This is a genomic window from Candidatus Zixiibacteriota bacterium (genome assembly GCA_035380245.1).
GTDB lineage: Bacteria > Zixibacteria > MSB-5A5 > GN15 > FEB-12 > DAOSXA01.
Map to the genome: position 1 here is coordinate 917053 of DAOSXA010000001.1, position 23134 is coordinate 940186.

18 protein-coding genes are annotated in these 23134 nt (G+C 54.1%); 6 read left to right on the top strand and 12 right to left on the bottom strand.

Going from position 1 to position 23134, the window contains the following annotated elements:
- Positions 1-13: 13 nt before the first annotated feature.
- The 11 genes from PLF13_03530 to rpmH form a co-directional block, all read right to left on the bottom strand.
- Positions 14-1024, bottom strand: a complete 1011-nt coding sequence (locus PLF13_03530; protein ID HOP06342.1) for a MoxR family ATPase — start codon at positions 1022-1024, stop codon at positions 14-16.
- A 400-nt stretch (positions 1025-1424) separates the two neighbouring features.
- A complete protein-coding gene (locus tag PLF13_03535) occupies positions 1425-1847 on the bottom strand; it encodes a polymer-forming cytoskeletal protein (GenBank protein ID HOP06343.1) in 423 nt (140 codons plus the stop codon).
- Positions 1831-2610 carry a M23 family metallopeptidase gene (locus PLF13_03540; GenBank protein HOP06344.1) on the bottom strand — a complete coding sequence of 260 codons (780 nt, stop codon included), beginning with the start codon at positions 2608-2610 and terminating at the stop codon, positions 1831-1833. Before PLF13_03540 ends, PLF13_03535 begins: the two co-directional genes overlap by 17 nt.
- 89 nt (positions 2611-2699) lie before the next feature.
- A complete protein-coding gene (locus PLF13_03545) occupies positions 2700-3548 on the bottom strand; it encodes a ParB/RepB/Spo0J family partition protein (protein ID HOP06345.1) in 849 nt (282 codons plus the stop codon).
- On the bottom strand, positions 3545-4303 hold the full coding sequence (locus PLF13_03550) for an AAA family ATPase (GenBank protein HOP06346.1): 759 nt from the start codon (positions 4301-4303) through the stop codon (positions 3545-3547). Before PLF13_03550 ends, PLF13_03545 begins: the two co-directional genes overlap by 4 nt.
- Before the next feature lie 92 nt (positions 4304-4395).
- A complete protein-coding gene (locus PLF13_03555; GenBank protein ID HOP06347.1) occupies positions 4396-5013 on the bottom strand; it encodes a class I SAM-dependent methyltransferase in 618 nt (205 codons plus the stop codon).
- Positions 5010-6881, bottom strand: a complete 1872-nt coding sequence (gene mnmG, locus PLF13_03560) for a tRNA uridine-5-carboxymethylaminomethyl(34) synthesis enzyme MnmG (protein HOP06348.1) — start codon at positions 6879-6881, stop codon at positions 5010-5012. The genes PLF13_03555 and mnmG overlap by 4 nt, the downstream gene beginning before the upstream one ends.
- 170 nt (positions 6882-7051) lie before the next feature.
- On the bottom strand, positions 7052-8410 hold the full coding sequence (mnmE, locus tag PLF13_03565; GenBank protein ID HOP06349.1) for a tRNA uridine-5-carboxymethylaminomethyl(34) synthesis GTPase MnmE: 1359 nt from the start codon (positions 8408-8410) through the stop codon (positions 7052-7054).
- 43 nt (positions 8411-8453) lie between these two features.
- Entirely contained in the window at positions 8454-10181 is a 1728-nt protein-coding gene (gene yidC, locus PLF13_03570; GenBank protein HOP06350.1) for a membrane protein insertase YidC, read from the bottom strand.
- 104 nt (positions 10182-10285) lie between these two features.
- Positions 10286-10549 carry a membrane protein insertion efficiency factor YidD gene (yidD, locus tag PLF13_03575; GenBank protein ID HOP06351.1) on the bottom strand — a complete coding sequence of 88 codons (264 nt, stop codon included), beginning with the start codon at positions 10547-10549 and terminating at the stop codon, positions 10286-10288.
- A gap of 290 nt (positions 10550-10839) precedes the next feature.
- A complete protein-coding gene (gene rpmH / locus PLF13_03580) occupies positions 10840-10992 on the bottom strand; it encodes a 50S ribosomal protein L34 (GenBank protein HOP06352.1) in 153 nt (50 codons plus the stop codon).
- A gap of 608 nt (positions 10993-11600) precedes the next feature.
- Between rpmH and PLF13_03585 the strand changes: the two genes are divergently transcribed.
- The 6 genes from PLF13_03585 to PLF13_03610 all read left to right on the top strand — a co-directional run bounded on the left by PLF13_03585 (position 11601) and on the right by PLF13_03610 (position 22348).
- The gene (locus PLF13_03585) at positions 11601-12848 is read left to right on the top strand and encodes an MBL fold metallo-hydrolase (GenBank protein ID HOP06353.1); all 1248 of its coding nucleotides are present in this window, start codon (positions 11601-11603) and stop codon (positions 12846-12848) included.
- Positions 12849-13778 carry a hypothetical protein gene (locus tag PLF13_03590; GenBank protein HOP06354.1) on the top strand — a complete coding sequence of 310 codons (930 nt, stop codon included), beginning with the start codon at positions 12849-12851 and terminating at the stop codon, positions 13776-13778.
- Positions 13779-14940: 1162 nt separating this feature from the next.
- Positions 14941-16875, top strand: coding sequence for a T9SS type A sorting domain-containing protein (locus PLF13_03595; protein HOP06355.1), 1935 nt, complete (start codon positions 14941-14943; stop codon positions 16873-16875).
- Positions 16876-17129: 254 nt separating this feature from the next.
- Entirely contained in the window at positions 17130-18947 is a 1818-nt protein-coding gene (locus PLF13_03600; GenBank protein HOP06356.1) for a DUF4153 domain-containing protein, read from the top strand.
- 464 nt (positions 18948-19411) lie between these two features.
- Positions 19412-20671, top strand: coding sequence for a GNAT family N-acetyltransferase (locus PLF13_03605; GenBank protein HOP06357.1), 1260 nt, complete (start codon positions 19412-19414; stop codon positions 20669-20671).
- Between the two features lie 348 nt (positions 20672-21019).
- Complete coding sequence (locus PLF13_03610; protein HOP06358.1) at positions 21020-22348, top strand: Fic family protein; 1329 nt, start codon at positions 21020-21022, stop codon at positions 22346-22348.
- A 2-nt stretch (positions 22349-22350) separates the two neighbouring features.
- On the opposite strand, the gene PLF13_03615 is transcribed toward PLF13_03610, so the two are convergent.
- The gene (locus tag PLF13_03615) at positions 22351-23127 is read right to left on the bottom strand and encodes a hypothetical protein (GenBank protein ID HOP06359.1); all 777 of its coding nucleotides are present in this window, start codon (positions 23125-23127) and stop codon (positions 22351-22353) included.
- Between the last annotated feature and the right edge of the window lie 7 nt (positions 23128-23134).

The window sequence follows — 23134 nt, forward strand, 5'->3', positions numbered from 1 at the left end:
CTCGTTCCGGCCGTTATCCCTTCGGCTCTTTGATCTGCTCAAGGAGTCGCTTGATAATCTCGAGCGTGTCAACCCCGTCCGCCTCGGCGTTGAACGAGGTGACGATGCGGTGCCGCAGCACCGGATAGGCGGCAAAGCGGACATCCTCCGGGCCGGGAGTCGGGCGGCCGTCGAGAATCGCGCGGGTCTTGGCGGCCAGGATCAAATACTGTGAGGCACGCGGTCCGGCTCCCCAGTTGACCCAGTTCTTCACGAAATCAGGAGCGTTCGGTTCGCCTGGGCGGGTTGCCCGAACGAGACTGACGGCGTATTGCACCAGATGATCCGACACCGGCACCTTACGCACCAGCTGCTGGTAAGCACCGATCTCGGTCGGTGTCAACACTTTGTTGAGTTGGTAATTGAGTATAGTCGTAGTTGACTTGACGATTCGTGCTTCCTCGGCGTCGGAAGGGTAATCCACGAAAACGTTAAACATGAACCGGTCAAGCTGCGCTTCCGGCAATGGGTAGGTCCCCTCCTGCTCGATCGGGTTCTGCGTCGCGAGCACGAAAAACGGCTCGTCCAGTTTGTAGGTCTCGCCGCTCGCGGTTACTTCGTGCTCCTGCATCGCCTGCAACAAAGCCGCCTGCGTTTTCGGCGGCGTGCGGTTGATTTCATCGGCCAGGATAATGTTGGCGAACACGGGGCCTTTGACAAAACGGAACTGACGTTTGCCGGTGGCCCGGTCGTCATCGATAATATCCGTACCGGTGATATCGGAAGGCATCAGATCCGGTGTGAACTGAATCCGGTTGAATTTCAGGTCGAGCACCTGAGCGAGGGTGGAAATCAGCAATGTCTTGGCCAGGCCGGGAACGCCGACCAGCAGGCAATGGCCGTTGGAAAGCAGGGAGATCAGGAGCTGTTCGATTACGGCGTCCTGACCAATAATAACCTTGCCTATCTCGGCTTTTATCTCGGCGTAACTTTTATTGAGTCTCTCGACAGCGGCAATATCGGATCCGGATTCAGCGGCGGACATCAATTCCTCCAGGTTCAGCAGTCACAATATGTTGTTTTCATGTATCGACTTATACAATCACAACGACGTTCGGGACGAAAACTCCAGACCGGTCAGGTGAGCTTTTCCGCATCTTCGGTTAGAGATTATATCCGGTCCAATAGATCCGCCCGGCAATATCCCTGAACTTACTCGTTAACTTCTATCACACCAACCGTTTAGCGGCAACCGGAAATAATGTACTACTTGACCAAAGCGCTCTAACGAATAACCTAACAGTAACTTAACAGTGAATCATGAGGTGTGGAAAAGGCTGCCTTTGCGGGCGATGGAAGCTCAAGGTATCTTATTGAAAGACAATTTATTGCAAGGATGTCCACATTTTTCGCCTATTTTCCACACAATTCACATGGTGTTTATTTCAGTCCTCTTCGGTGCTCGCCGGTTCTTCCTCCATCATCGGCTCCGGAGTCAGAAAACCGAGGTTCGGGGCGGCATCTTTCATACTGCAACCGCCGCAAAACACAGCGCCTTCTTCGATTATGAGTGACTTGGTACGGAGGTCGCCGTCCATTTCGCAGTTCGCCTGGAGTTCAATTTTCTCCGAAGTAACCACATCACCGATCATTTTCCCGGCGATGATGGCCGATTCAGCCTCAATCTGTGCTTCGACTCGACCGGTCGTGCCGATCGTCACGCAGTCGTTGCAGTTGATTTTTCCTTTTACCTCACCGTCGACTCGCAGCGCTCCCTTGATTTCAAGCGTGCCGGTAATGACGGTGTCGCGGCCGATGATCGTGTTGGTCAGGCCGCCTCCTTCGCCGTTGCTACCTTTCTTGATCATAACTGCTTTCCAAAGGATTTATAGGTTCACCTTTTAATCTCACTTCATAATGTAAATGCGGTGCGGTCGAGATCCCCGTGTTGCCGGACAAAGCCACCCGGCTCCCGGCCAGTACCTCCTGCCCCGGATGGACCAGGATGGTATCGTTGTGACCGTACAATGTCTCGATCGTATCGGAGTTCTGCACGATCAACACGTTGCCGTAAACGGAATCATAGTCGGCCGAAGTAACCGTGCCGTTGGCGGTCGACAACACCGGCGTGCCGATACGGCAGGCGATATCGACTCCCGGATGATACCGCTCGGGATCTTTGATCTGGAATTGCTGCGAGATCGTGCCGTTGAGCGGAAGGCCGTGCGGATAATTGAAATCCGCATCGGGCGGACGAGCCATCACCACCGGATTCGGTTCGTTGTCCCCGAGAATGGCCGAGTCGCTCGGCATCGGCGGGAAAACGTATTCAATTCCGGCCAGCTCGGTCAGGCGACCGACAATCTCGCGCGCCTGCTGAAGATTCATTTCGAGCAATTGCACCTTGTATTGATAACGCTGAAGCCTTTCGTTTTCAGCCTGTACCCGCTCGGTGATCGCCGCGCGTTCCAGCACCTGTCCGTAAAAAGCCGCGAACAACACGATGCCGATAATAATCGCTCCGAGCAGCAGCAGCAGTGTACGCAGCAACCAGCTCCGCATGCGGAACTCGCGGCGCGCCCCGGTGCCGTCGGGAATAATCATTATCGTTACGTATTTACTCGTTCGCATACTTTTTATACTGCCGTTCGCATGTTGTGTGTTTTTTCAACGCGGCATGCGATGACGACGGGTAATCGTCTACAATTATATATTATCGGCTAGACTTCAATCTTCTGAAACAACTCCAGCAAACGCGTCAAGTCGTCGTCGCTGTAATACTCGATCTCGATCCTGCCCCCCTTCAGGGTGTGATTGATCCTGACCGCCGTGCCGAGCTTCTGACGCACCATCGATTCCGCTTCGGCGATAGCGGGAAGACGCCGCTTCGGAATCAGTTTGCGGCCTTTCGGCTTGCGCGTCCGTCGTTCGGTTTCGCGCACCGACATGGCGCCCTCGATAATCCTGTCCGCGAGACTCAGCATTTCGGTTTCATCGTCAAGCGCCAGGATCGCACGGGCATGTCCCTCGGAGAGTTTGCCTTCGCGAATCATCTCCTTGATCTTCGCCGGCAGCGTCAACAACCGCAGTACGTTGGTTACGGCGGCGCGACTCTTGCCGACTCGCTCGCCGAGCTGCGCCTGAGTCAGGCCGATCTTGTCGAGCAGCAGGCGATAGGCCTCGGCCGTTTCGAGCGGATTCAGATCCTCACGCTGGAGGTTTTCTATCAGGGCCAACTCGAGCATGCGGCCGTCGTCGACATCCTCCATCAATACGGCGGGGACCTCGTTCATCCCGGCCAGGCGGGCGGCGCGGAACCGGCGCTCTCCGGCAATAATTGTAAAACTGGACCCATCTTGCCTAAGAACCAGCGGCTGCATGACGCCGTTGCGACGGAACGACTCGGCCAGTTCGGCCAGGGCGGCTTGGTCGAATGTCCGGCGCGGTTGCAACGGATTGGGACTGATCCGGTCGAGCGGCACCGAACGGAACCGGCGTTCCTTCGTTTCCTCGGTCGATTCGCCGGGGATCAGCGCCTGAAGGCCCTTGCCCAAAACGATTTTGCTCATTGCGACATTACCTCCTTGGTCAGGGCCATGTAGTTTTCGGCGCCGGAGCTCAGGATGTCGTAAAGGATGATCGGCTTGCCGAACGAGGGCGCCTCCGAAAGACGCACGTTGCGACTGATGACCGTATTGTAAACCTTGTTGTCGAAATACTTGCGGACTTCCTCGCTGACCTGCTTGGAGAGATTCAACCGACCGTCGAACATGGTCAACAGCACCCCGTCGATTTCGAGACTCGGATTGAGATGTTCGCGCACCAGCTTGATCGTGTTCATGAGCTGCCCTAATCCTTCGAGGGCGTAGTATTCGCACTGGATCGGAATAATGACCGAGTCGGCCGCGGTCAGGGTGTTGACCGTCAGAAGACCGAGCGAGGGCGGGCAGTCGATGACAATGTAGGTATAATCATCCACAATCTGCGACAGGGCGGTTTTAAGCCGTTGTTCGCGCGACATCATCGTCACCAGTTCCACCTCGGCTCCGACCAGGGAGATCGAGGAAGGAATGACGTTCAGGTACTGCAATTCGGTGGTGAGGATCACCTCGCGGGCGGATTTATTCCCCACCAGGACATCATAAACCGAGTATTCGATTTCGGATTTGTCGAAACCGACTCCAGAGGTCGAGTTGGCCTGGGGATCCATATCGACCAGGCAAGTTTTACGTTCGGCGGCGGCCAGGCAGGAGGCAAGATTGACGGCGGTGGTGGTTTTTCCTACCCCGCCTTTCTGATTGGCAATAGCTATGATTTTGCCCAATCAACACTCCTTGTTTATAGGCCAGAATTGATTTTCTGATTGGATTTTAGCGGTCGCGCTTGACCCACACAAGCAAAAAGTGGCGGGTTCGATCAGTTTTTGGAAATAAGTGAGATGGCTTTAACGGAAGCGCTCTTGTCGAGGCGGTAAGCGATGTATTTACAAGCGGTTTCAGGGATGGTCAGATTATTGTCGAGGTGACCGAAATAAGCAAATTCGCCCTTTGCTGAAAGACTTTTCAGGGCTGCTTTGAGTAATATCGGTGTTATTTTAACAAGGCGCACTGTGATGAGATCGAACTTCCTCAGGGGAACTTTTTCCGGAAACTGCTCTTTGAGTATATCCGGTTTCAATCCGAGGCTCAGGCAGATTCTTCGCAGCGCCGCCGATTTTTTCTGGCGTGGTTCCATCAGGATTGCTTCCGGTGCGGTTCCCTGCCTAATTAGGGCCTGCATCAGCGGAATCGCGGGAAAACCGCCACCGGAGCCGATATCGAGATAGCTCCGGGGGACAGTTTCAATGAAGTGTAGCGGTAAAAGCGATTCGGCGATCAAACGGCGAAGATCTTCCTTCGATGTTTCACGTGAAACCAGATTGACCCGCTCGTTTTCCTCAAGGAGGGCATCAAGGTATGCCTCGGCCGCACCATCGGGAAGGTATTCGGCAATCAGCGCCTCGGTAGTTGTCTCGAAAACAGCCGTCTCGCTCATTTGCTTACTCCCCTGCGCCGCTTTACATGTACGGCCAGGACGGCAATATCTCCCGGAGATACTCCCTCGATCCGGCCCGCCTGGCCCAGCGACCCGGGTCGGAACTTGATAAATTTCTCGAGTGCTTCCTGCTTCAGTCCCCTGATCCCGTCGTAGGAAAAATCTTCCGGGATCGTCTCTGCCTCCAACTTGCGAAACCGTTCGATCTCCCGCTGCTGTTTATCGATATAGCCGGAATAACGCAAGGAGATAATCGCCCGTTCAAGCGCTTCACGTGAAACATCACTGCTGCCGTCGAAGCGGCCCACCAGTTCCAACGCTTGCTCCAGTGAAAGATTCGGCTGACGCATCAGATTCTCCAGGCTGGTCGATTCCGCTTTCTGAAAACGCTCGCCAAGCGTTCCCAACTCAGCAATAGGCACCCGCACCCCGGTAAAATGCTTCGCCGCCCGATTCGTCTCGGCCTGGAGTAATTGAAAACCTCGATATTCCTCCTCCGGAATCAATCTCAACTCCCGCGCCAGGTCATTGAGTCGGTCGCGGGCGTTGTCCTCACGCAACGTCAGGCGATACTCCGCCCGTGAGGTGAACATCCGGTAAGGCTCCGTGGTGGAGCGAGTGCACAGATCATCGATCATAACACCGATATAAGCAGTAGAGCGGTTGATAATTACGGCAGGCTCACGGTCGATATGTCGGACTGCGTTGATCCCCGCCATAAGTCCCTGCCCGGCTGCCTCTTCGTACCCTGAAGTCCCGTTGATCTGGCCGGCGAAAAAGAGTCCGGCGATCCGTCGGGTCTCCAGTGAGGGCTTTATCTGATAAGTTGGGCAGTAATCGTATTCGATTGCGTACCCCGGACGGGTGATTTTCACGTTCTCCAGTCCGGTGATCGTCCTGACTCCCGCGTATTGAACTTCCTCCGGTAAGGCGGTTGAAAAGCCGTTCGGGTAAATTTCATTGGTGCCGTTTCCTTCCGGCTCAAGGAATATCTGGTGCCGGTCTTTGTCGGCAAAGCGCACGAATTTATCCTCAATCGAGGGACAATAACGCGGACCGCGGGAGTGGATTTGTCCGGAGAAGATAGGTGAACGATGTGACTGGGAGGTAACGATATCCCTGGTTTTATCGGTGGTATAAGTGAGGTGACAGACAGCTTGCTTGAGTTCCCGAGGAATAGTTTTCGGTGAGAACCATGGGATCGGGTTATCTCCCGGCTGGACCGTGCAGCGCTCGAAATCGATCGTATCGCCGTCCAGGCGCGGTGGTGTGCCGGTCTTAAGACGCCCAACCTCGAAACCGTGCTCAATCAGCGATTCGGTCATGCCGACAGCGGCCGGTTCGCCGATCCGGCCCGCCCGGATCTGCTTTTCCCCAATGTGGATCATCCCGCCCAGAAAAGTGCCGGTTGCGAGCAGCACTGTCCGGGAACTGAGTGATTCTCCCGCTTCGGTCACGACTCCGACCACATGGCCGTTTTCGACCACGATCCGGTCGGCGATTCCCTCAATTACCTCAACTCGTGTCTGAGCCTCGACATAGTCGCAGATAAACTGCCGATAACCATCCCGGTCAGACTGCACCCGGGTCGACCAGACGGCGGGACCGCGTGAAAGGTTGAGTCGTCGGAATTGGATTCCGGAAGCATCGGCGGCCAGTCCCATGACCCCGCCCATAGCATCTATCTCTTTGACAATATGAGACTTGCCGATTCCGCCCACGGCTGGATTGCAGGACATCAGGGCCAGTTTGGTGCGGTCCATAGTGACGAGGGCTGCAGTTTTGCCCATCCTCGCCGCCACCAGAGCCGCCTCCACCCCGGCATGTCCGCCGCCCACGACAATCAGATCAAATTCAGGGTTTCGCATACCGTTAGTACGTTTCAATCAATCTCTCGTAGCGGGATCCATGAGATCCCGCCAATCCTTTGCTTCAGTCGTCGGTTTCACGGCAGGTCTCCCTGAGACCTGCCCTACTGCCTTTGTCCGTGTCAGGTTCCAAGGAACCTGACCTACCCAACACCGGTTTCACGTGAAACTCATTTACCCACGCAGAACTTGGCAAATATCTGCTCCAGGATATCTTCAGTATATATCCGGCCGGTGATTTCATCAAGCTGATCGGCAGCGCCACGCAGCTCCAGTGAAATAATTTCCGGCGATTCGTCCAGTTCCAGCAAACTGCGGGCTTCGGCCAGTCGCTCGCTCGCTCGCTCCAGCTTCTGGTGATGCCGCGCCGAAGTCACCACCAGGCCCGAAGTCAGGTCCGGTTGGTTGGCTCGGATACGCTCCAGGATTACTTCTTTCAATTCCGCAATACCCACCTCGGTCACACAGCTAATCGCTATTGATTGGTCCGAGTTGTCTGCATATTGCGCTTCAGTTGGTTTTTCTAATATATCTATCTTGTTGTAAAGACAGATTATCACCTGCTTATTCAGGTCTATTTTATCTTTCTTGAGATGTGCCTGCCAGCCTTTCGCTGAGACATCGGCCAACCATAACACCAGGTCAGCTTCTTCCATTAACCGCTTTGCCTGTGCCTGTCCGGCCTTTTCAATCTGCCCCCCGCCGCTACGGATACCGGCCGTGTCAATCAGCCTGACAGCATACCCGCCGAGATCAATCCACTCACTCAGATAATCCCGGGTTGTCCCGGCGGTCGGCGCTACCAGTGCCCGCTCCTGCTTCAGCAGCAGGTTAAACAGCGATGATTTCCCGGCATTGGGGCGCCCGGCGATCGCAATTGTGAAACCTTCGCGGATAATCCGACCACCACGATAAGTATCTGCCAGTTCCCTGGTTTGTTGAGTAAGCCGGTCCAACAGGCGGAGCATCTGGTCTTTTTGTTCCAGGTCGATATCTTCTTCGGGATAATCTACCGAAGCCTCCGTTTCGGCCATAATTTCCGTAAGTTGATTGCGGAGCATAGTTACGTGCTCCGTGTAAGCCCCAATCAGGTGCTCCCGAGCAACGCGGTATGATTGCTCGGTGTTGGCAGCCACGATTTCAGCCACAGCTTCGGCTTCACTGAGGTTTATCCGACCGTTTTCGAAAGCCAGTCGGGTAAATTCACCGGGATCGGCGGCTCTGGCGCCTGAGTGGATCAGCTCCTCAAGGAGTCTCCGGAGCACCTGGTCGCCGCCATGACAGAATATCTCTACTTGATCCAGGCCGGTGTAGGATCTTCCAGCCGGCATGAAGACTGCGAGTACCTGATCAATCGGTTCCTTGGATGCTCCCAGAAAGCGCCCATAGCGCATCAGGAATGGTTTAGGCTGGGATGAAGTGTTTCGGGAGGGCTGGAAATGCTTGCGGAGCATCTCACGGCTGTTCGGCCCGGCCAGGCGCAGAGCGGCAATGCCACCTGCGCCGGGGGGAGTAATCGGGGCTACAATGGTATCGGACTGATCAGGTCCGGCGATACTTTTTTTTTATCGCTCATCCGGCTGACTGGACCTCCGGATTCTTGATCGCCTTGCGTTTGAACACCACGTAGTCAAGCAGCGAGAATATCGAGAAACAAGCCCAGTACAGGACTAATCCGGCCGAAAATTTGTAGAAAATGAAGCCCATGACCAGCGGCATCATGTAAGTTAGCATCTTGTTTTGCTGATTACCGCCGGTCGGCATGGTCAATTTCTGTGATAAATACTGCGCGATTATCATAAACACGACCAGGATTATGTACGGATCGGTAAAACTCTGTGCTCCGCGCGAGAGGTCGTCAATAAACCAAATGAAGGGAGCATCGCGGAGCAAAATAGTCGAGCGAAACACCGAGAACATCGCAAAAAACAGCGGCATCTGCGGCAACATCGGCAGGCAGCCGGAAACCGGGTTCACTCCGTGTTTGCGATAGAGCGCCATCGTTTCCTGCTGAAGCGCTTGCGGGTTTTTCTTGTGCTTGACCTTGAGCTCTTCGAGTTTGGGCTGTATGTCTCGCATTGCCTGCATCGAACGGAACGATTTGGCCGAAAGCGGCATGGTTACGATCTTGACCAGCAACGCGAAGATAATGATTACCAGGCCATAGTTCGGAAGGAAATCATACATGCGCGGCAACAGCCAGATTACACCGATTGCGAACGGCTTGATCAGCCAGCCGACGAGTGGTGTCGTACCGATACCGAGCATGTCTTCAAGATCGACATTGTAGCCCGACATGAGGGTATAATCGAGCGGTCCCGCGAACACCTGAAAACTGTCGGTGACACTTTCGACCGAGGCAAACGGCATAATCATCGCTATGGTGATCTCACGGCGCTCGACCTTACCGTCCGGTGTAGCTACCTTCTGCTTGATCCCGCGAGCCACGACGCCGTCCGCCTCACGGCTGTGCGGAATCATCACCGCCGCGAAATACTTCTGCCGCACCCCGGCCCAGGTCGTGGTGCCGTCGAGCGACTGATTCATCCGACCATCGTCGAAATCATTGAGTGTCTCGCGTGAGCCGCCCATCATCGCCACCGCTTCCATGGCCTGGTAATCCATATCCGCCTGCGGCTCGGTAACCTGAAGCGGGCTGTTCCATTCGAGTCGGTATTGGCGCTCGAACCCGAACGTCTCCGGCGCGATCACCTCGAGGGCGAAATCATAGCTGTAACTGTCGGGATGGAATGTATACCGGCGCACGATCTCGCCGCCCTGACCGTTGCGATAAGTGTAGATTACCTCAAGCGGTCCCGAAGTTGCCGGGTAGTCGCCGGGCGGGAAGTTGCATTCGAAATTGATCTGCGAAGTGGAGAAGGTCTGCCGGGCGAAAGTCGCTTCCGGCATGGCCCGGTCGGAGCCGGCCTGCATGTCGATCGGATTGCCGTCGCGCAGAGTGTACTCTTTGAGAATCATCGAGACCGGACCGCCGCCGTAGGAGGTCATAACGATATCGTATTTGTTGGTGTGCACGACCACCGTGTCAAACGTCATGGCGTCAACTGGTTCGGTCATTGTCGGCGGTTGTCCGTCTTTGACGGGTCGCTCGGTAGTTAACGTTTCCTGGGCGGGCTTGACCTGGTCCGCCTGCATATCGACCGGAGGTTCGGCAACCGCAGTCGTATCGGCTGTGTTAGGGGCAGGTTCCTGAATTACGCCAAAATACTGTAGCGCCGGGTAATAGGCGATGATTACGATCACCAGCAGTATCACCAGCGGGAGGGTCTTTTTGTCCAACTTCCTGTTCCTATACTTCCTGAGTCTTCATTTCCTGGCCGCTTGGGCCTGCCTGGTATCTATAAATAGAGATACTGTCTCAATTCCTTGATATTCAGAATTATTTACTCGACCGGATCGTATCCCGGTGCGTGCCACGGGTGGCACCGGAGCACACGCTTGATAGCCATAATGCTCCCGCGATATGCTCCATATTTGCGAAGGGCTTGTTCGGCGTATTCGGAGCAGGTAGGGACAAAACGACAAGCTCCGCCGTAGATAGGGGAGAGGGTAGCCCGGTAAATCTGGATTAATAGGATGAGGGGGTAGGCCCAGATTGAGGTTTTAGCCGGTTGCTGAATTGAGGCGGTCGATGATTCGGTCGACATCCGCTTTGACGAGCTCACAGCTAATTTTCCCAGTGTTTTTCCGGGGGATCAGGCCAAGGCAAACAGGACTGATCAGGCGCTGTCGACAGAGCCTGACTGCCTCCCGCAATTGCCTTTTGACCCGGTTTCTGGCGACCGCGTTGCCGACATGAGCCGGGATAAACAAGCCATAGCGGAACCGGTCGCTCTTTTCCCAGATACAAATGAAATAATCCCCGGTCAGACGCCGACCTGTCCGAAACAGCCGTGCGATCCGAGCTCGGCCTTTGAGGCTGAGCTTTCGGGGAAGTTTATTTCTTTCTACCAACTCTCGAAGTCAGACGCTTGCGTCCTTTGGAGCGACGGCGAGCCAGTACGGCGCGGCCGCCACGGGAGGACATACGCTTCCGAAAACCGTGATCGTTGAGTTTTTTTCGGTTCGAAGGTTGAAACGTTCTTTTCATTTTCTATTCCCAAAAATTATAGCCCACAAATATAATCGTAAATCTCGACTCGTCAAGCGCAATCGACGTTTATTTGACCCTATGATTGGAGGGAGGGGGGAGGGGGGCTCGATGCAAGGTGTCGTCGGGCGTCTCTGCCCGACAAAGGTCTTTGGAGGCCAGGTTGCCTACAATCTGACAGAGGACGCGGAGCGTCCAATGATCACGCGCCGATGCAGAGCATCGCCGCGAGTAGAAAGGGTGCAGACGCAGGGGCAGACCGGGAGATCTGCCGCCCATTACTTATCCCACCCGTGGACGGGTGGGCCACCTGCCATAACCTCGCGTAGCGGGCGGCCTTTGTCGCCCGTGTTACAGCTTCGTCGAAACTCCTGCCCGCCGAAGGTGGCTCGCGAAGCGAAGTTTCTACATTAACATTCGAGCCTTCGGCTCGATATGGGGATCAAAACTACACGAGTTTTGACTTACTCAAGAAGACTACTCAAAAAGACTCTTTCTCGACTCGGTTAACGACGAGGCGGGGCATGCGGGAAAACCCGCTCCCTAGTTGACATTTTGAAACGTCCATATATCTTTGAAAAATCACCTTTCATCCAGGAGAGGATTCTTTGCGTGCTTGTATTCACCGGGGCTCCCATCAGATCGGGGGAAGTTGTGTCGAAGTTGAGAGCGGGGGAGAGCGACTTCTAATTGATCTGGGTCTGCCTCTGGATGTTGACGATAACACCATTGCTTATCTTCCCCCAATTGCGGGACTCGACGGCAACGATCCGGGCCTTAAAGGAATCCTGATCTCGCATCCACATATCGACCACTACGGCCTGTTGGCTCACATCTCTCCCGAGCTTCCAGTAGGAATGGGCGCTGCGGCACGTCATATCCTCGCTGCTGCCGCGCCGTGGATGCCGTCCGGATTCAACCTCACCAACAGCGGTTGGGATTTTCGATCGGGTGAAATGCTCGAGATCGGTAGTTTTCGCGTTACACCTTACTTGATGGACCATTCTGCTTATGACGCCTATGCGCTGTTGATCGAGGCCGACGAAAAGCGGCTGTTCTACAGCGGCGATTTTCGAGGTCACGGACGCAAAGCCACATTATATAACGATATTATCAGCAATCCCCCGGCCGACGTCGATGCGTTGTTGCTGGAAGGGACAACGCTGGGACGGTCGGACAACAGCTCTCCGGCTCTCACCGAAAAAGAAATCGAAACACGACTCGTTGAGGTATTCAAGGCCACTCCGGGTCTGGCAATGGTTCATACTTCGGCTCAGAACATTGACCGTATCGTGTCGATTTTCCGCGCGTCTAAAAGGAGCGGAAGGCGCCTACTTATCGACCTCTACACCGCCGCCGTGCTTGAGGCCACCCGCAATCCTAATGTTCCGCAATCGCACTGGCCGGAGGTTGCCTTGTTCGTGCCTCATAAACAACGCATTAAAATTAAGGAGAACGGCTGGTTCGAGCTACTCAAGAGACATTCGATCAACCGGATCTTTATTGAGCAACTGCGAGACAACCTTAACAAATTCACGTTGTTGTTTCGCCCGGTTTACCGTGATGATCTTGAGAAGGGCGGTTGTCTTGAAGGTGCTTGTTATATCTATTCGCTTTGGGAGGGTTATTGGAATCGCGGCTCGTTCGACCGGGTCGCGGACTGGCTGAGCAGAAACAGCATTCACAAACAGAGTCTGCACACGTCCGGGCATGCCGATCCTGAAGACCTTCACCGGCTGGTGGAGGCAATTAAACCTGAAAAAGTAACGCCAATCCATACTTTCCGGCCCGACCTTTATCCGGGCTTGTTTCCAAACGTTGAGTTTCACGAAGACGGCGAGTGGTGGGAGATATAAATGAGAAAATTATCCGATTCATTCCTGAGTGATCTTGCGAGCGATGACGGTCTGCTTCATGCGATTCTTGAGCGAGTCAAGCAGGATCACACCCTTATGCTGGCTGTTCGCAGCGATTATATAAATATCTACTATCGCGGCGGAAATCTGATGAGAATCGAGGAGAATAAATCTGGATCCTATCGTTGTAATTTTAACACGAGCTATAACCAAACGGGTTTTCCGTTACCTGAACTGCCGGAGGTTGTCGAAAGCGTGGCGGATGTCGCCGCTTGGGTCGGCTCTTTCCCGCAGATTAAACAGGTTATGGATATATGGTTCTCAAGCAGCGAGAAATCAGAGCGTGAGTTTCAGCAGTTGATTGCGCGTGAGAACAACTTCTCCAATATCGCCAATGCCAGTGAGTATTTTATTTCCGATATCGAATTCGCCGATTCCGAGCTGCATGCCCGGTTTGACATGCTCGCCGTGCGGTGGCTTGCCACTCAGCGAAGAACCGGCGCCAATTGCCGACCGGCGTTAATTGAAGTGAAGTACGGCGACGGCGCTCTTGGCGGAACAGCCGGGATGAAGAAGCACCTCGAGGACATGGATCAACTCATCGCGGACCGTGACCGATATGCTGCCGTTCTCGAGACAACCAAGTGCCAGTTCGACCAACTGGACCAGCTTGGACTGCTCAGATTCAGGCACAGCGCCAGAGAAACCGAAGTCAGCCTCGATCCAGACGATAAACCTGAGGTGATCTTTGTTCTGGCCAATCATAATCCCAGAAGTTCTAAACTCGCGAGCATCCTGAATGACCCTGAGGTTTTGAAGTATGGCCGTTCGGACCGTTTCGACCTGCGGTTCTTTGTGGCTGGTTTTGCCGGGTATGGTTTTCACGCGAGATGCATGCTGGATTTGGATGTGTTCAGAAAGTTGTTGTAGCGTTCATCCTACCCGACGTGCGCGGCGGAGCGAGGAGATATCACCGATTTGGTTTATCTGGTGACGTATATGTTCTCGTCCGGCCCGGCGCCGAGAGTGGGGTGTGAGTAAGGGTTGATGGTCCCTCTGATCAAGGAATGAAAGCTCGTATGAACTACAGGAGACTACTCGCAGAGGTATTGGTCTGCGATTATCATTGGCATTGGCAATTTGATGGGAGACAGTCTGTACGGAACGTGGGTGCATTCTCCCCGGTTTGAAATCCACAGATCGAATATAGATTCCATTCGTCTCCAATACGACAGACATTTTGCCATTTTCATGCAAGACACCGTGTTCCGCGGTACCTATTATACCGACGACCATCGTCTTTGTTTTGTATATCCGGACTCAGGAGAAAACGGTCAAAGGATTGACACTTCTCGATGGCCGTTCGGGCTGAACGGGGATACTCTTATCTTCCGTTTCACTGACGTCCTAAATGATGTTACACGCTTCATCCGAGCGGAGTGATTAGTATGTCGGGTGGCCTGAGGCTTGGGGCCTGTTGAAAAAACTAGACCGACTTCTCATAGCCGGGGAGACAAGCCCCCCGGCTGCGGTTGATGGCACTAACCTCGCGTAGCGGGCGTCGCCCGCATTACAGGTATGTCTTACTAAATGTTCGGACGTATGACTTTTTCAACAGTCCCTTTCGCAGGGGAGACGTCTAGCGGAATGGTGTTGGTATCACGGTATTAAGAATCCTGACAGCTACCTACGTAGCTTAGAAGCGCAGGTTCGAAGACGGACCTGCGCTACGGTATCCTGCAACATAACAACAGAGGACGCGGAGCGTCCAATGGTCACGCGCCGACGTAGAGCATCGTCGCGAGGAGAAAGGGTGCGGACACAGGGGCAGACCGGGAGGTCTGCCGCCCACATAACGGGGATCCCGCGCTACGGAACTCAGTGCTCTACCGCTCGGCTGGGGTTTGGGATCGCGAAGTGAAGTCTTAACATCTTGTTGTTGCTGCAAAATCTACACACATCCCGCTTGACTAATTATGGTTTATTTAGGACTTTATACATAGCGGATTGGATGTATTGTCTATCATACGTGGCGGACCCGCAACCTCTGATCTCAACATAACCTATATCAACTCTAATCGACGAGTTTTCTATGAGAAACCGCATTACCTTTCTATTGTCGGCTTTGTCCGTCATTTTTGTGTTTTCCCTGCCCTCGTTCGCCCAGGCTCCGGAGGCCGTGTGGTCTCATACCTATCTGTCGAGTTCGGCGGCCCTGTCGTTGTACGAGCTGCCCGACAGCGGCTTCGTGTTGGGCGGTTATGTCAATCCAGAGGGGGAGTCCTACAGGGACATGCTTATCGTGCGCACGGATGCGAACGGCGACACGCTCTGGACAAAAGCGATCGGGGAGTCCGGTCGCGGTGAAAGCGGCGCCTGTTTGTACCCAACCGCCGACGGTGGTTTCGTTCTGGTCGGCAGTCGCGATCAGGACGAACCGTATTCGTATATGAGCAACGTATACCTGGTCAAGACCGATCAACTCGGTGATCCGGAATGGAGTTCGACTTTTGGGGGAACCGGTGTAAGTAAAACCGGTGTGTGCGTCGCCCCGGCGATCGATGGTGGTTATATGGTGGCGGGATATTATTGGGATTCCCCTACAGGCTGGGACATCTGGCTCCTGAAGACGGATTCTGTCGGCATACTAGAAACCCCGAATCATGTGATCTGGTCCGATGCCGATTACCCCACCTCGATATGTGTGACTTCGGATTCGGGTTTTGCCCTGACCGGGTACACGCAGTCTTTTGACGAAGAGTATGACTACGACATGTATCTTCTCAAGCTGAACCAGGTCGGCGGCGAGTCCTGGTCGCTGCCGTTCGGTTCGGCGGACCCGTACGACGAGGCCGCCAACCATATCTGTCACACCTCCGACGGCGGTTATCTCATGTGCGGGTATCGCCGAAACACCACGACCGTGCACAAGGATATTTACGTTGTCAAGACCGATTCGATCGGCAACGTGGATTGGACGTCACAGTTGGGCGGCACGTATCATGATGAGGCGAGATGTTGTATTGAAACGATCGACGGCGGCTATGCGGTTTCGGCGTCGTGGTATCTCGACGGCAATTGGAAAACCGCTCTGATCAAGTATAACAGCAACGGCGACACCGTTTGGACCGCTTTCTGGGGCGATCCGGAAAACAGCCATACGCCGTACGGTCTCGTTCAAACGGCCGACCACGGCTATGCGGTGGGCGGGCTTATGTCCGGAGATGTCACCTCGGCTTATCTTGTCAAATTCGAGCCTGAGTCGAGCGTTGATCCTTTCACTTTCTACGACGCCTATCTGGAGTTATCCGTCAGCGATCTAGCCCCCGCGGTTGACACCCTGCTGATCAGCGATGACAATCTAATCGGTCGCAGTCTCCTGGGATTAAGAGTCGTTCTGGATACTCTGATTCACCCGGCTGTGGATGAACTTACCGTAATGCTGTCGCACGACGAGGTGGATGTCACCCTGGTCGCCAAAGGGGAGGCGGCCGGAGGAAATTTCGTGGGAACGGTCTTTGCCGATGCCGCTATGACCATGCTAAACGGCGGTCAGGCTCCGTATACGGGTACCTTCCGGCCTCAAGAAAACCTGAACGCCTTCGCGGGAATGAATCCCAACGGCAGTTGGGTTCTGATGGTGTGTGACAGCATGTCCGGAAATGACGGTACCCTGGGAGCATGGGGAATCACGCTGGTGACCGATGTCGTGCTTGATGTCGAATCCCCGGATCAGAACGACCCGATTCCCGGTTATGAGCTGTCCGACTGTTACCCGAATCCGTTCAATCCGGTCACGACGATAGAGTACGAGATACCGCGCCGATCCGACGTGGTCGTCGAGATATTTAACGCTCTGGGTCAAAAGGTGATCACGCTGGTCGAAGAGTTCCAATCGGCTGGAAGGCATGAGATTTCATGGAACGGTCGCAACGATGCGGGCGAGGAAGTCTCGACCGGGATTTATTTCTATCGGTTACGCGCCGGAGATTTCTGCCGAACGAAGAAGATGGTCCTGCTGAAGTAGTCGATGCCGTGGGATTGCGGGGATCCCGGCCTTGGAACTCACCAATTCCCACCCGAGGGGTGGGGCACCGAAGGACGTCTGCCGCCTACGTAAGATATCGGTTTTAAGTCGATACTCTTGTCCGCCGAAGGTGGATCGTGATGCGAAGTTTCGACATCCGTGACGATGATTTCCCCTATAAGTATTTAGTTGCCCGGCAATCCCGGTCTGTATAAATGTTTAATGAAAAAGATTCACCAAAAGCAGGATACGGTATGAAATTACCATCGATTACCCAGATTGGGGTGGAGTATATTCAGACGTTGCGGCGTTTTCCGCTGACGATGATCAGCGCCGTGATCGGGACTGTCACGGCGATCATTTTAATCGAACGCGACCATCCCTCCGAGCCCTCGATTCTTTTCAGCGTTATCCTTACGACGATTCTGGCGCTTCCGCTCCTGACTTCCTTTAGGCTGACGGCCGAAGGGGAGAGGTCGAGCTCGGGTCGTGTCTGGACCCTGCAGGCAATCGGGCTTGCCCTGCTAGCGGTGTATGCCGTCAACGTTCCGACCGATTTGCCCGACGTACCGATGTATTATCTCTTCCGGTTCTTTGCGTTCATGATCGGCTGTTCTCTTATGCTTTCGTTTCTGCCGTTCCTGCAAAGGGGACAGGGCAACGGTTTCTGGCAGTTCAATAAGATCGTTGTCTTTCGCATTATCCTGGCGGGGGCGTTTGCCATGGTGCTGTTCTCTGGTCTCGGTTTAGCGCTGGCGGCGCTCGACAACCTTTTCGGCATGGATATCCCCGGAGAACGATATGCCGAGCTATGGTTCATGATACTGGGGCTTTTTGTGGTTCCGTTTATCCTGTCCGGCATTCCGGACAATTTGAGTGAACTTGACCGGGTGACCGACTATCCCAGGGCGCTGAAAGTTCTGGGTCAATATGTTCTTTCTCCCCTGGTGCTGGTGTATTTCGTAATTCTCTACATCTATATAGCCAAAATCATCGTGACCTGGAGCTGGCCCGAGGGATGGGTCGGACGGCTGATTCTCGGATTTTCGGCGACCGGCATTCTGGCGCTGTTCGTGCTCGATCCGTTGCGCGAGAAAATGGAAAATCTCTGGATCAAAAAGGTCGCGCGGTGGTATTACGTTATTCTTCTCCCGTTGATCGTCATGTTGTTCCTGGCTCTCTGGCGACGTATCTCCGAGTACGGCATCACCGAGGACCGCTATATCGGATTAGCGATCGGCGTCTGGCTGGCCTTCATCGCCGGTTATTTTCTGCTTAGCCGCGCGAAGAGCGTCAAAATGATTCCCGCGTCCCTTTGTGTTCTTACTTTCCTGATCTCTTTCGGTCCCTGGGGGATGTTCTCGATTTCGGAGCGGAGCCAGATTCAACGACTGGAGAGGATACTAGTCGCCGATTCGATCATCGTGGACGGCAAGGCGCAAAAAGCGCCGTCGGCCATATCCGGAAAAGACGAGGTCGAGATCAGTGCGATACTCCGTTACCTGGATGAAGTACACGGCTTCTCCGGGATAGAGTCCTGGTTCACCGAGAGTCTTCGCCCGGACAGCGCGGGCAGTGGACGTCGCTTCAAACGTCCGGGGTACGTGGCGGACCTTATGGGAGTGGAGTACAAACCATACGGCGGTATAGACCCGGATAGATATTTCTCCGTTGCGGTTGATGCCGAGGCTTCCATTTCGATCTCCGGATACGATCGTTTGGTGCGAGTCAATTACAACGGCTATAATGAGGATATCAACTCGCTCGAACAGACATCGGCCGAAATCATCGCAGCCGCTGCCGATTCCATGATTCTCAAAATTGTTGTCGACAGCGTCGACGTGGAGTCGACCGCGATCTCTATTCGCCCGTTGATCGACCGGCTGGTTTCTATACACGATAATGGCAACGGGAAGCAAATTCCGGTTGAACAAGCGACCTTCGAGTACGAAACGACCGGACTTCGGGCCAAGGTGGTCATGCTCAATGCCGGCTTCAACCGTAACGACAGCACTGTCGTGGCTGATTCGTACCAGGCCCTGGTCTTTTATTCACGCAAGGGAGAGGAGTAGGATAAGGGCAGGTCTCTCCGCGACCTGACAGGGTGTTGTCGCCTAAAAAATCCGTAGCCGGGATCCCCGCGATCCCGGCCGAATACTGAGAGCATTACCGCAGGTCCGTCTTCGAACCTGCGCTGGTTTCACCTTGTCGAAACCTCGCTTCGCAAATCCCACCCGAGGGGTGAGGCACCTTTATCCGAAGCTTTCAGATATATCCCACCCGTGGACGGGTAGGCCACCTAATTCCGGTGCAGAGCATCGGAGCGAGGGAAGACGGGAACCCACCTAAAATGTTGGCCATCGGGATGGATTTGTACGGAGGTTTTTCAACACACCCTTTCGCAACCGCGGCATAATCCACTCACAGAATCTCATCACGCAACCTCGCCCTGCCCGGCAACGTATTTGTTGTTATCCCCGTCTGTTGAGGGTATAAAAATACACAGAGATAAGAAAGACTGATACGAAGGAATATCATGAGCGAAATAAGACCCCTTGTCGTCGAAGACCTCGAGCGCGCGGTTGATATTTTCAACAATGCTTACCCGGCTTATGGGGCCGACAGCCCCGAAGCTCGCGAGCGGATGATCAAAGGACTCACGCGAAGGATCCGCGAGGACAAGCAGATGGTGTTCCACGGCCTCTTCCGTGACGGTGAGATGCAGGCAGTGATGCGTCTGCACGATTATCAGATGAACCTGTTCGGCAAGAAGACCCTCGTGGGCGGCGGCGGTGCGCTGGCGGTCGATCTCTGCCATAAGCACGAACATGCCGCGTTGGATTTCATGCGCTTCTTTTTTGATCATTACCGTGAAAAGCAATCCCCGCTGGCTATCCTTTGGCCGTTCCGACCGGATTTTTACGCCAGGATGGGAGCGGGTGAGGGGCCCAGGACCGATTTTTTCAAAATTCACACAAAATCTCTCCCTCATGGCTGCGGCAAAGAAAAGATTCGTTTCCTCAAAAAGGAAGACCTGCCGGCGCTGGTGGCGTTCTATAATCGCTATGCCGCCAAAACGCATGGTATGATTGAGGATGAACTGATGAATCGCGAGATAAGTTTCGAGCGTCAGAAATCGGATCGCTATATCGGTTATTTCGAAAACGGCGAGATGCAGGGCTATGCGATCTTCCGTTTCGTTAAGGACAATCCGAATAATCCTCTGGACAATCATATTCAGGTCAACGAGTGGCTTTACGACAGTCCGGCGGCGCTGGCCGGTTTAACGGCGTTTTTCCGCAGCCAGGAGGATCAGATCGGACATATTCTGCTGCCGACCCCGGATCGTGATTTTCACCTGATGCTCGATGATCCGCGCAACGACAGCAACAATGTTCACCCTCAGGTTTATCAGGAATGTTGTATCTCGACGGTCGGTATCATGTACCGCGTGCTGGATACGGCCGGGATGTTCCAGGTGCTGGCACATCGGAACTTCGGCGGCGAGACGCTTCGGGTACGGTTCAACGTCGCGGACAATTTCATCGAAACCAACAATCGACCGGTGACAATTCAGTTCAACAACGGCACCCCCGAGGTAGTTGAAAATGTAGCCGAAGCGGAGGTGGAGCTGTCGATTAATATGCCGGAGTTCTCCTCGCTGATTATCGGCGCGGTGCGCTTAAAGAAACTGGTGATGTACTCCCGGGCGACGGTGAGCGATCCCGCTCGACTGGATCAGCTTGACCGCCTGCTCGCGGCCGAAACCCGCCCGATCTGCCTGACCCAGTTCTGAGGGAATTTTTGAAAAGTCATACGCGCGGATATTCAGTAAAACACATCCATAATGCGGGCGACGCAAGGCCGCCCGCTACGCGAGGTTAGGGTCTTTTAACGCGTAGCGGCGGGGCTTGTCTCCGCCGCAAAAGTGGTTTTCAACAATCCCTGAGAGGGGGGTAAGAAGCTCTGTCCTGTCACTCGGGTTGGACCCTGTCATGTAAAATATATATAAAGAATACTTTCTATTTTATATAATAATGTGAATTTATATAAAAATTTCATTGACTTTATATGATATTGACCGTTTTTTATATAAAAGATGATAATTATTTTATATGATTGATGGGAAAGAGATAAACACGATATGCTCAAGCTAGCTGGCTCAGACCAAACCTACTCCGCGGATGAGTTAGCAGGATTGCTGGCGCGAAGCACACCCGAGTGGCTTGAGTTGGCCGAACGTGTCAATTCTCCCAAGTATCTGTTTTGGGACAAGGCTCGTTATATGCCCAGACCGGAGGAACTGACAGACCGCGAGTTCTGGGCTTTCGTGACTTACCAGCGTCGCATGTCTCTGGGAAGATCTATGACCCCAATCCTTGACCGTCACTCGATCCCGTTTTCGTGGCTTCGGCTGCCGCATTTCGATCGCTTCCTTCATGAGTGCGATACTTACCTCTCGGACAAGTCTTCCGTTACCCATCGGCGTTCTCGACAGACCAACAAGCAACTCATATTGAGTGGGTTGATTGAGGAAGCCATCGCAACCGCGCAACTCGAAGGAGCCAGCACTACTCGCAAGGTGGCTAAGCAGATGCTCCTGGAGGGCCGCCGTCCAACGACGGATTCGGAGAGAATGATTCTGAATTCCTACAACGCCATGGTCGACATCGAAGAGGAAACCAAGCTCACGACGATGACCGGAGAGCGGCTGCTTGCCTTGCACACCACCCTTACTAAAGGCACCATCAAAGACTCCGAGGTTGGCCGGTTACGGTTCGAAGACGAGCCGATAGTGGTGGTTGAGGGTAGTGGCGCTATCACTCATGTTCCTCCTCGGACTGACGTAGTAGCGCGCGAATTGCCGCGGTTGATCGATTTTGCCAACGACAATATGCGTGAATCTGTCTTCCTGCATCCGGTCATCAAAGCGATCATGCTGCATTTCTGGCTGGCTTATCTGCATCCATTTACGGACGGTAATGGCCGCGCGGCCCGGGCTCTCATGTATTGGTATTTACTGCGCCATGGATATTGGACTTTCGCTTACATGCCGATGTCACTCATCATCAAGCGCGCTCCTGCCCAATACCGCGAGGCGTTCGTGTTCACCGAACAAGACGGCAACGACCTCACCTACTTCATAGACTATTCCCTCAAGAAGATGGAACAAGCGCAGTCGGAGTTCGAGAAATACCGCGCCGACAAACAGAGTGAAGCTCCTGCCATTCAACCGGAGTTGGTGGAGCGATACGGCATGAATACGCGGCAGGCACAGTTGCTCCGGTACTTACACAAAAGACCCGATGCATATACTACGATCAAGACGCACACGCGGCTTTATTCGGTCACCCGCCCGACGGCCCAGGCCGATCTCGAATCGCTGGAGAAACTCGGGTTTCTCTCCTCGCGCAAGGTCGGTAAATTCCGGCATTTTCTCCCAACCGAAAAGATAGCGGAACTTCTAAGCTGAGGCTAAGGCATCGATGAGGTGAGGGTGGAATCGTGAGGAAGCGTGTCGTACCAGGTCAGCATGCGGTTGCGGGCTTCATCGAAAGTGAGTGAATTGCTCAGATACGACTCGAGTGTCAGTTGTTCCTGTGCGAAGAGATAATTGGCCATGAGGCCGTAGAGAAAATACTCACGGGTGCGGCTGTCTTTGGGAACGTTCAACCATTGTCCGATACGATCGCGGAGCTTCACCGAATCGGCCTCAAGTCTCGGACGTGCGGCAAAATACTCGCAATATCCCTCGGCCTTCCAGTGCGGGATCGACAACACCGCGGCGTAACCGAGTCGTTCCTGAAGGAGTCCGTGAATCAGCTCGTGTGTCACGCATTGAGCGATCTCACCGGTGATCGAGCTGTAGGCATAGCGGTCGGTCGGCCGTTCGCGACGTAACTCCAGACCGGGCAGAGAGATGTAACTGTTGTCGAAAATACTCAGGTTGAAGCCGGGGACGGCATCCGGAACCAGAGCCAGGCGGGCGAACAGGTTGTAGTTGTCCTGCTCGCTGAAGAGGTAGACATCGGGTAAATGGCTGGAATCGTAAACCGGCACATGTTCATAGCGGGAGGTGATGTCGGCCAGAATAGCGGGCCAGTCGCCGTCGAAATCGAAATCGGCGTGAAAGGTGATATTGCCGAGTCGTTGTGTATGCGAGAACCAGACCGACGGCCAGGCGAGGGCGGCAAGCAGGAGGCAGACCGCCGCGACGGTGAATACGATCAGCCGCAGGAGCCATTTTATCATTTTCCGC

Coding starts and splice junctions, on each gene's coding strand:
- PLF13_03530 (HOP06342.1), bottom strand. CDS start 1,024: ATGTCCGCCGCTGAATCCGGATCCGATATTGCCGCTGTCGAGAGACTC.
- PLF13_03610 (HOP06358.1), top strand. CDS start 21,020: ATGCTCAAGCTAGCTGGCTCAGACCAAACCTACTCCGCGGATGAGTTA.
- PLF13_03545 (HOP06345.1), bottom strand. CDS start 3,548: ATGAGCAAAATCGTTTTGGGCAAGGGCCTTCAGGCGCTGATCCCCGGC.
- PLF13_03615 (HOP06359.1), bottom strand. CDS start 23,127: ATGATAAAATGGCTCCTGCGGCTGATCGTATTCACCGTCGCGGCGGTC.
- PLF13_03535 (HOP06343.1), bottom strand. CDS start 1,847: ATGATCAAGAAAGGTAGCAACGGCGAAGGAGGCGGCCTGACCAACACG.
- rpmH (HOP06352.1), bottom strand. CDS start 10,992: ATGAAAAGAACGTTTCAACCTTCGAACCGAAAAAAACTCAACGATCAC.
- yidD (HOP06351.1), bottom strand. CDS start 10,549: ATGTCGACCGAATCATCGACCGCCTCAATTCAGCAACCGGCTAAAACC.
- PLF13_03600 (HOP06356.1), top strand. CDS start 17,130: ATGAAATTACCATCGATTACCCAGATTGGGGTGGAGTATATTCAGACG.
- PLF13_03590 (HOP06354.1), top strand. CDS start 12,849: ATGAGAAAATTATCCGATTCATTCCTGAGTGATCTTGCGAGCGATGAC.
- PLF13_03605 (HOP06357.1), top strand. CDS start 19,412: ATGAGCGAAATAAGACCCCTTGTCGTCGAAGACCTCGAGCGCGCGGTT.
- PLF13_03555 (HOP06347.1), bottom strand. CDS start 5,013: ATGAGCGAGACGGCTGTTTTCGAGACAACTACCGAGGCGCTGATTGCC.
- mnmG (HOP06348.1), bottom strand. CDS start 6,881: ATGCGAAACCCTGAATTTGATCTGATTGTCGTGGGCGGCGGACATGCC.
- PLF13_03595 (HOP06355.1), top strand. CDS start 14,941: ATGAGAAACCGCATTACCTTTCTATTGTCGGCTTTGTCCGTCATTTTT.
- PLF13_03540 (HOP06344.1), bottom strand. CDS start 2,610: ATGCGAACGAGTAAATACGTAACGATAATGATTATTCCCGACGGCACC.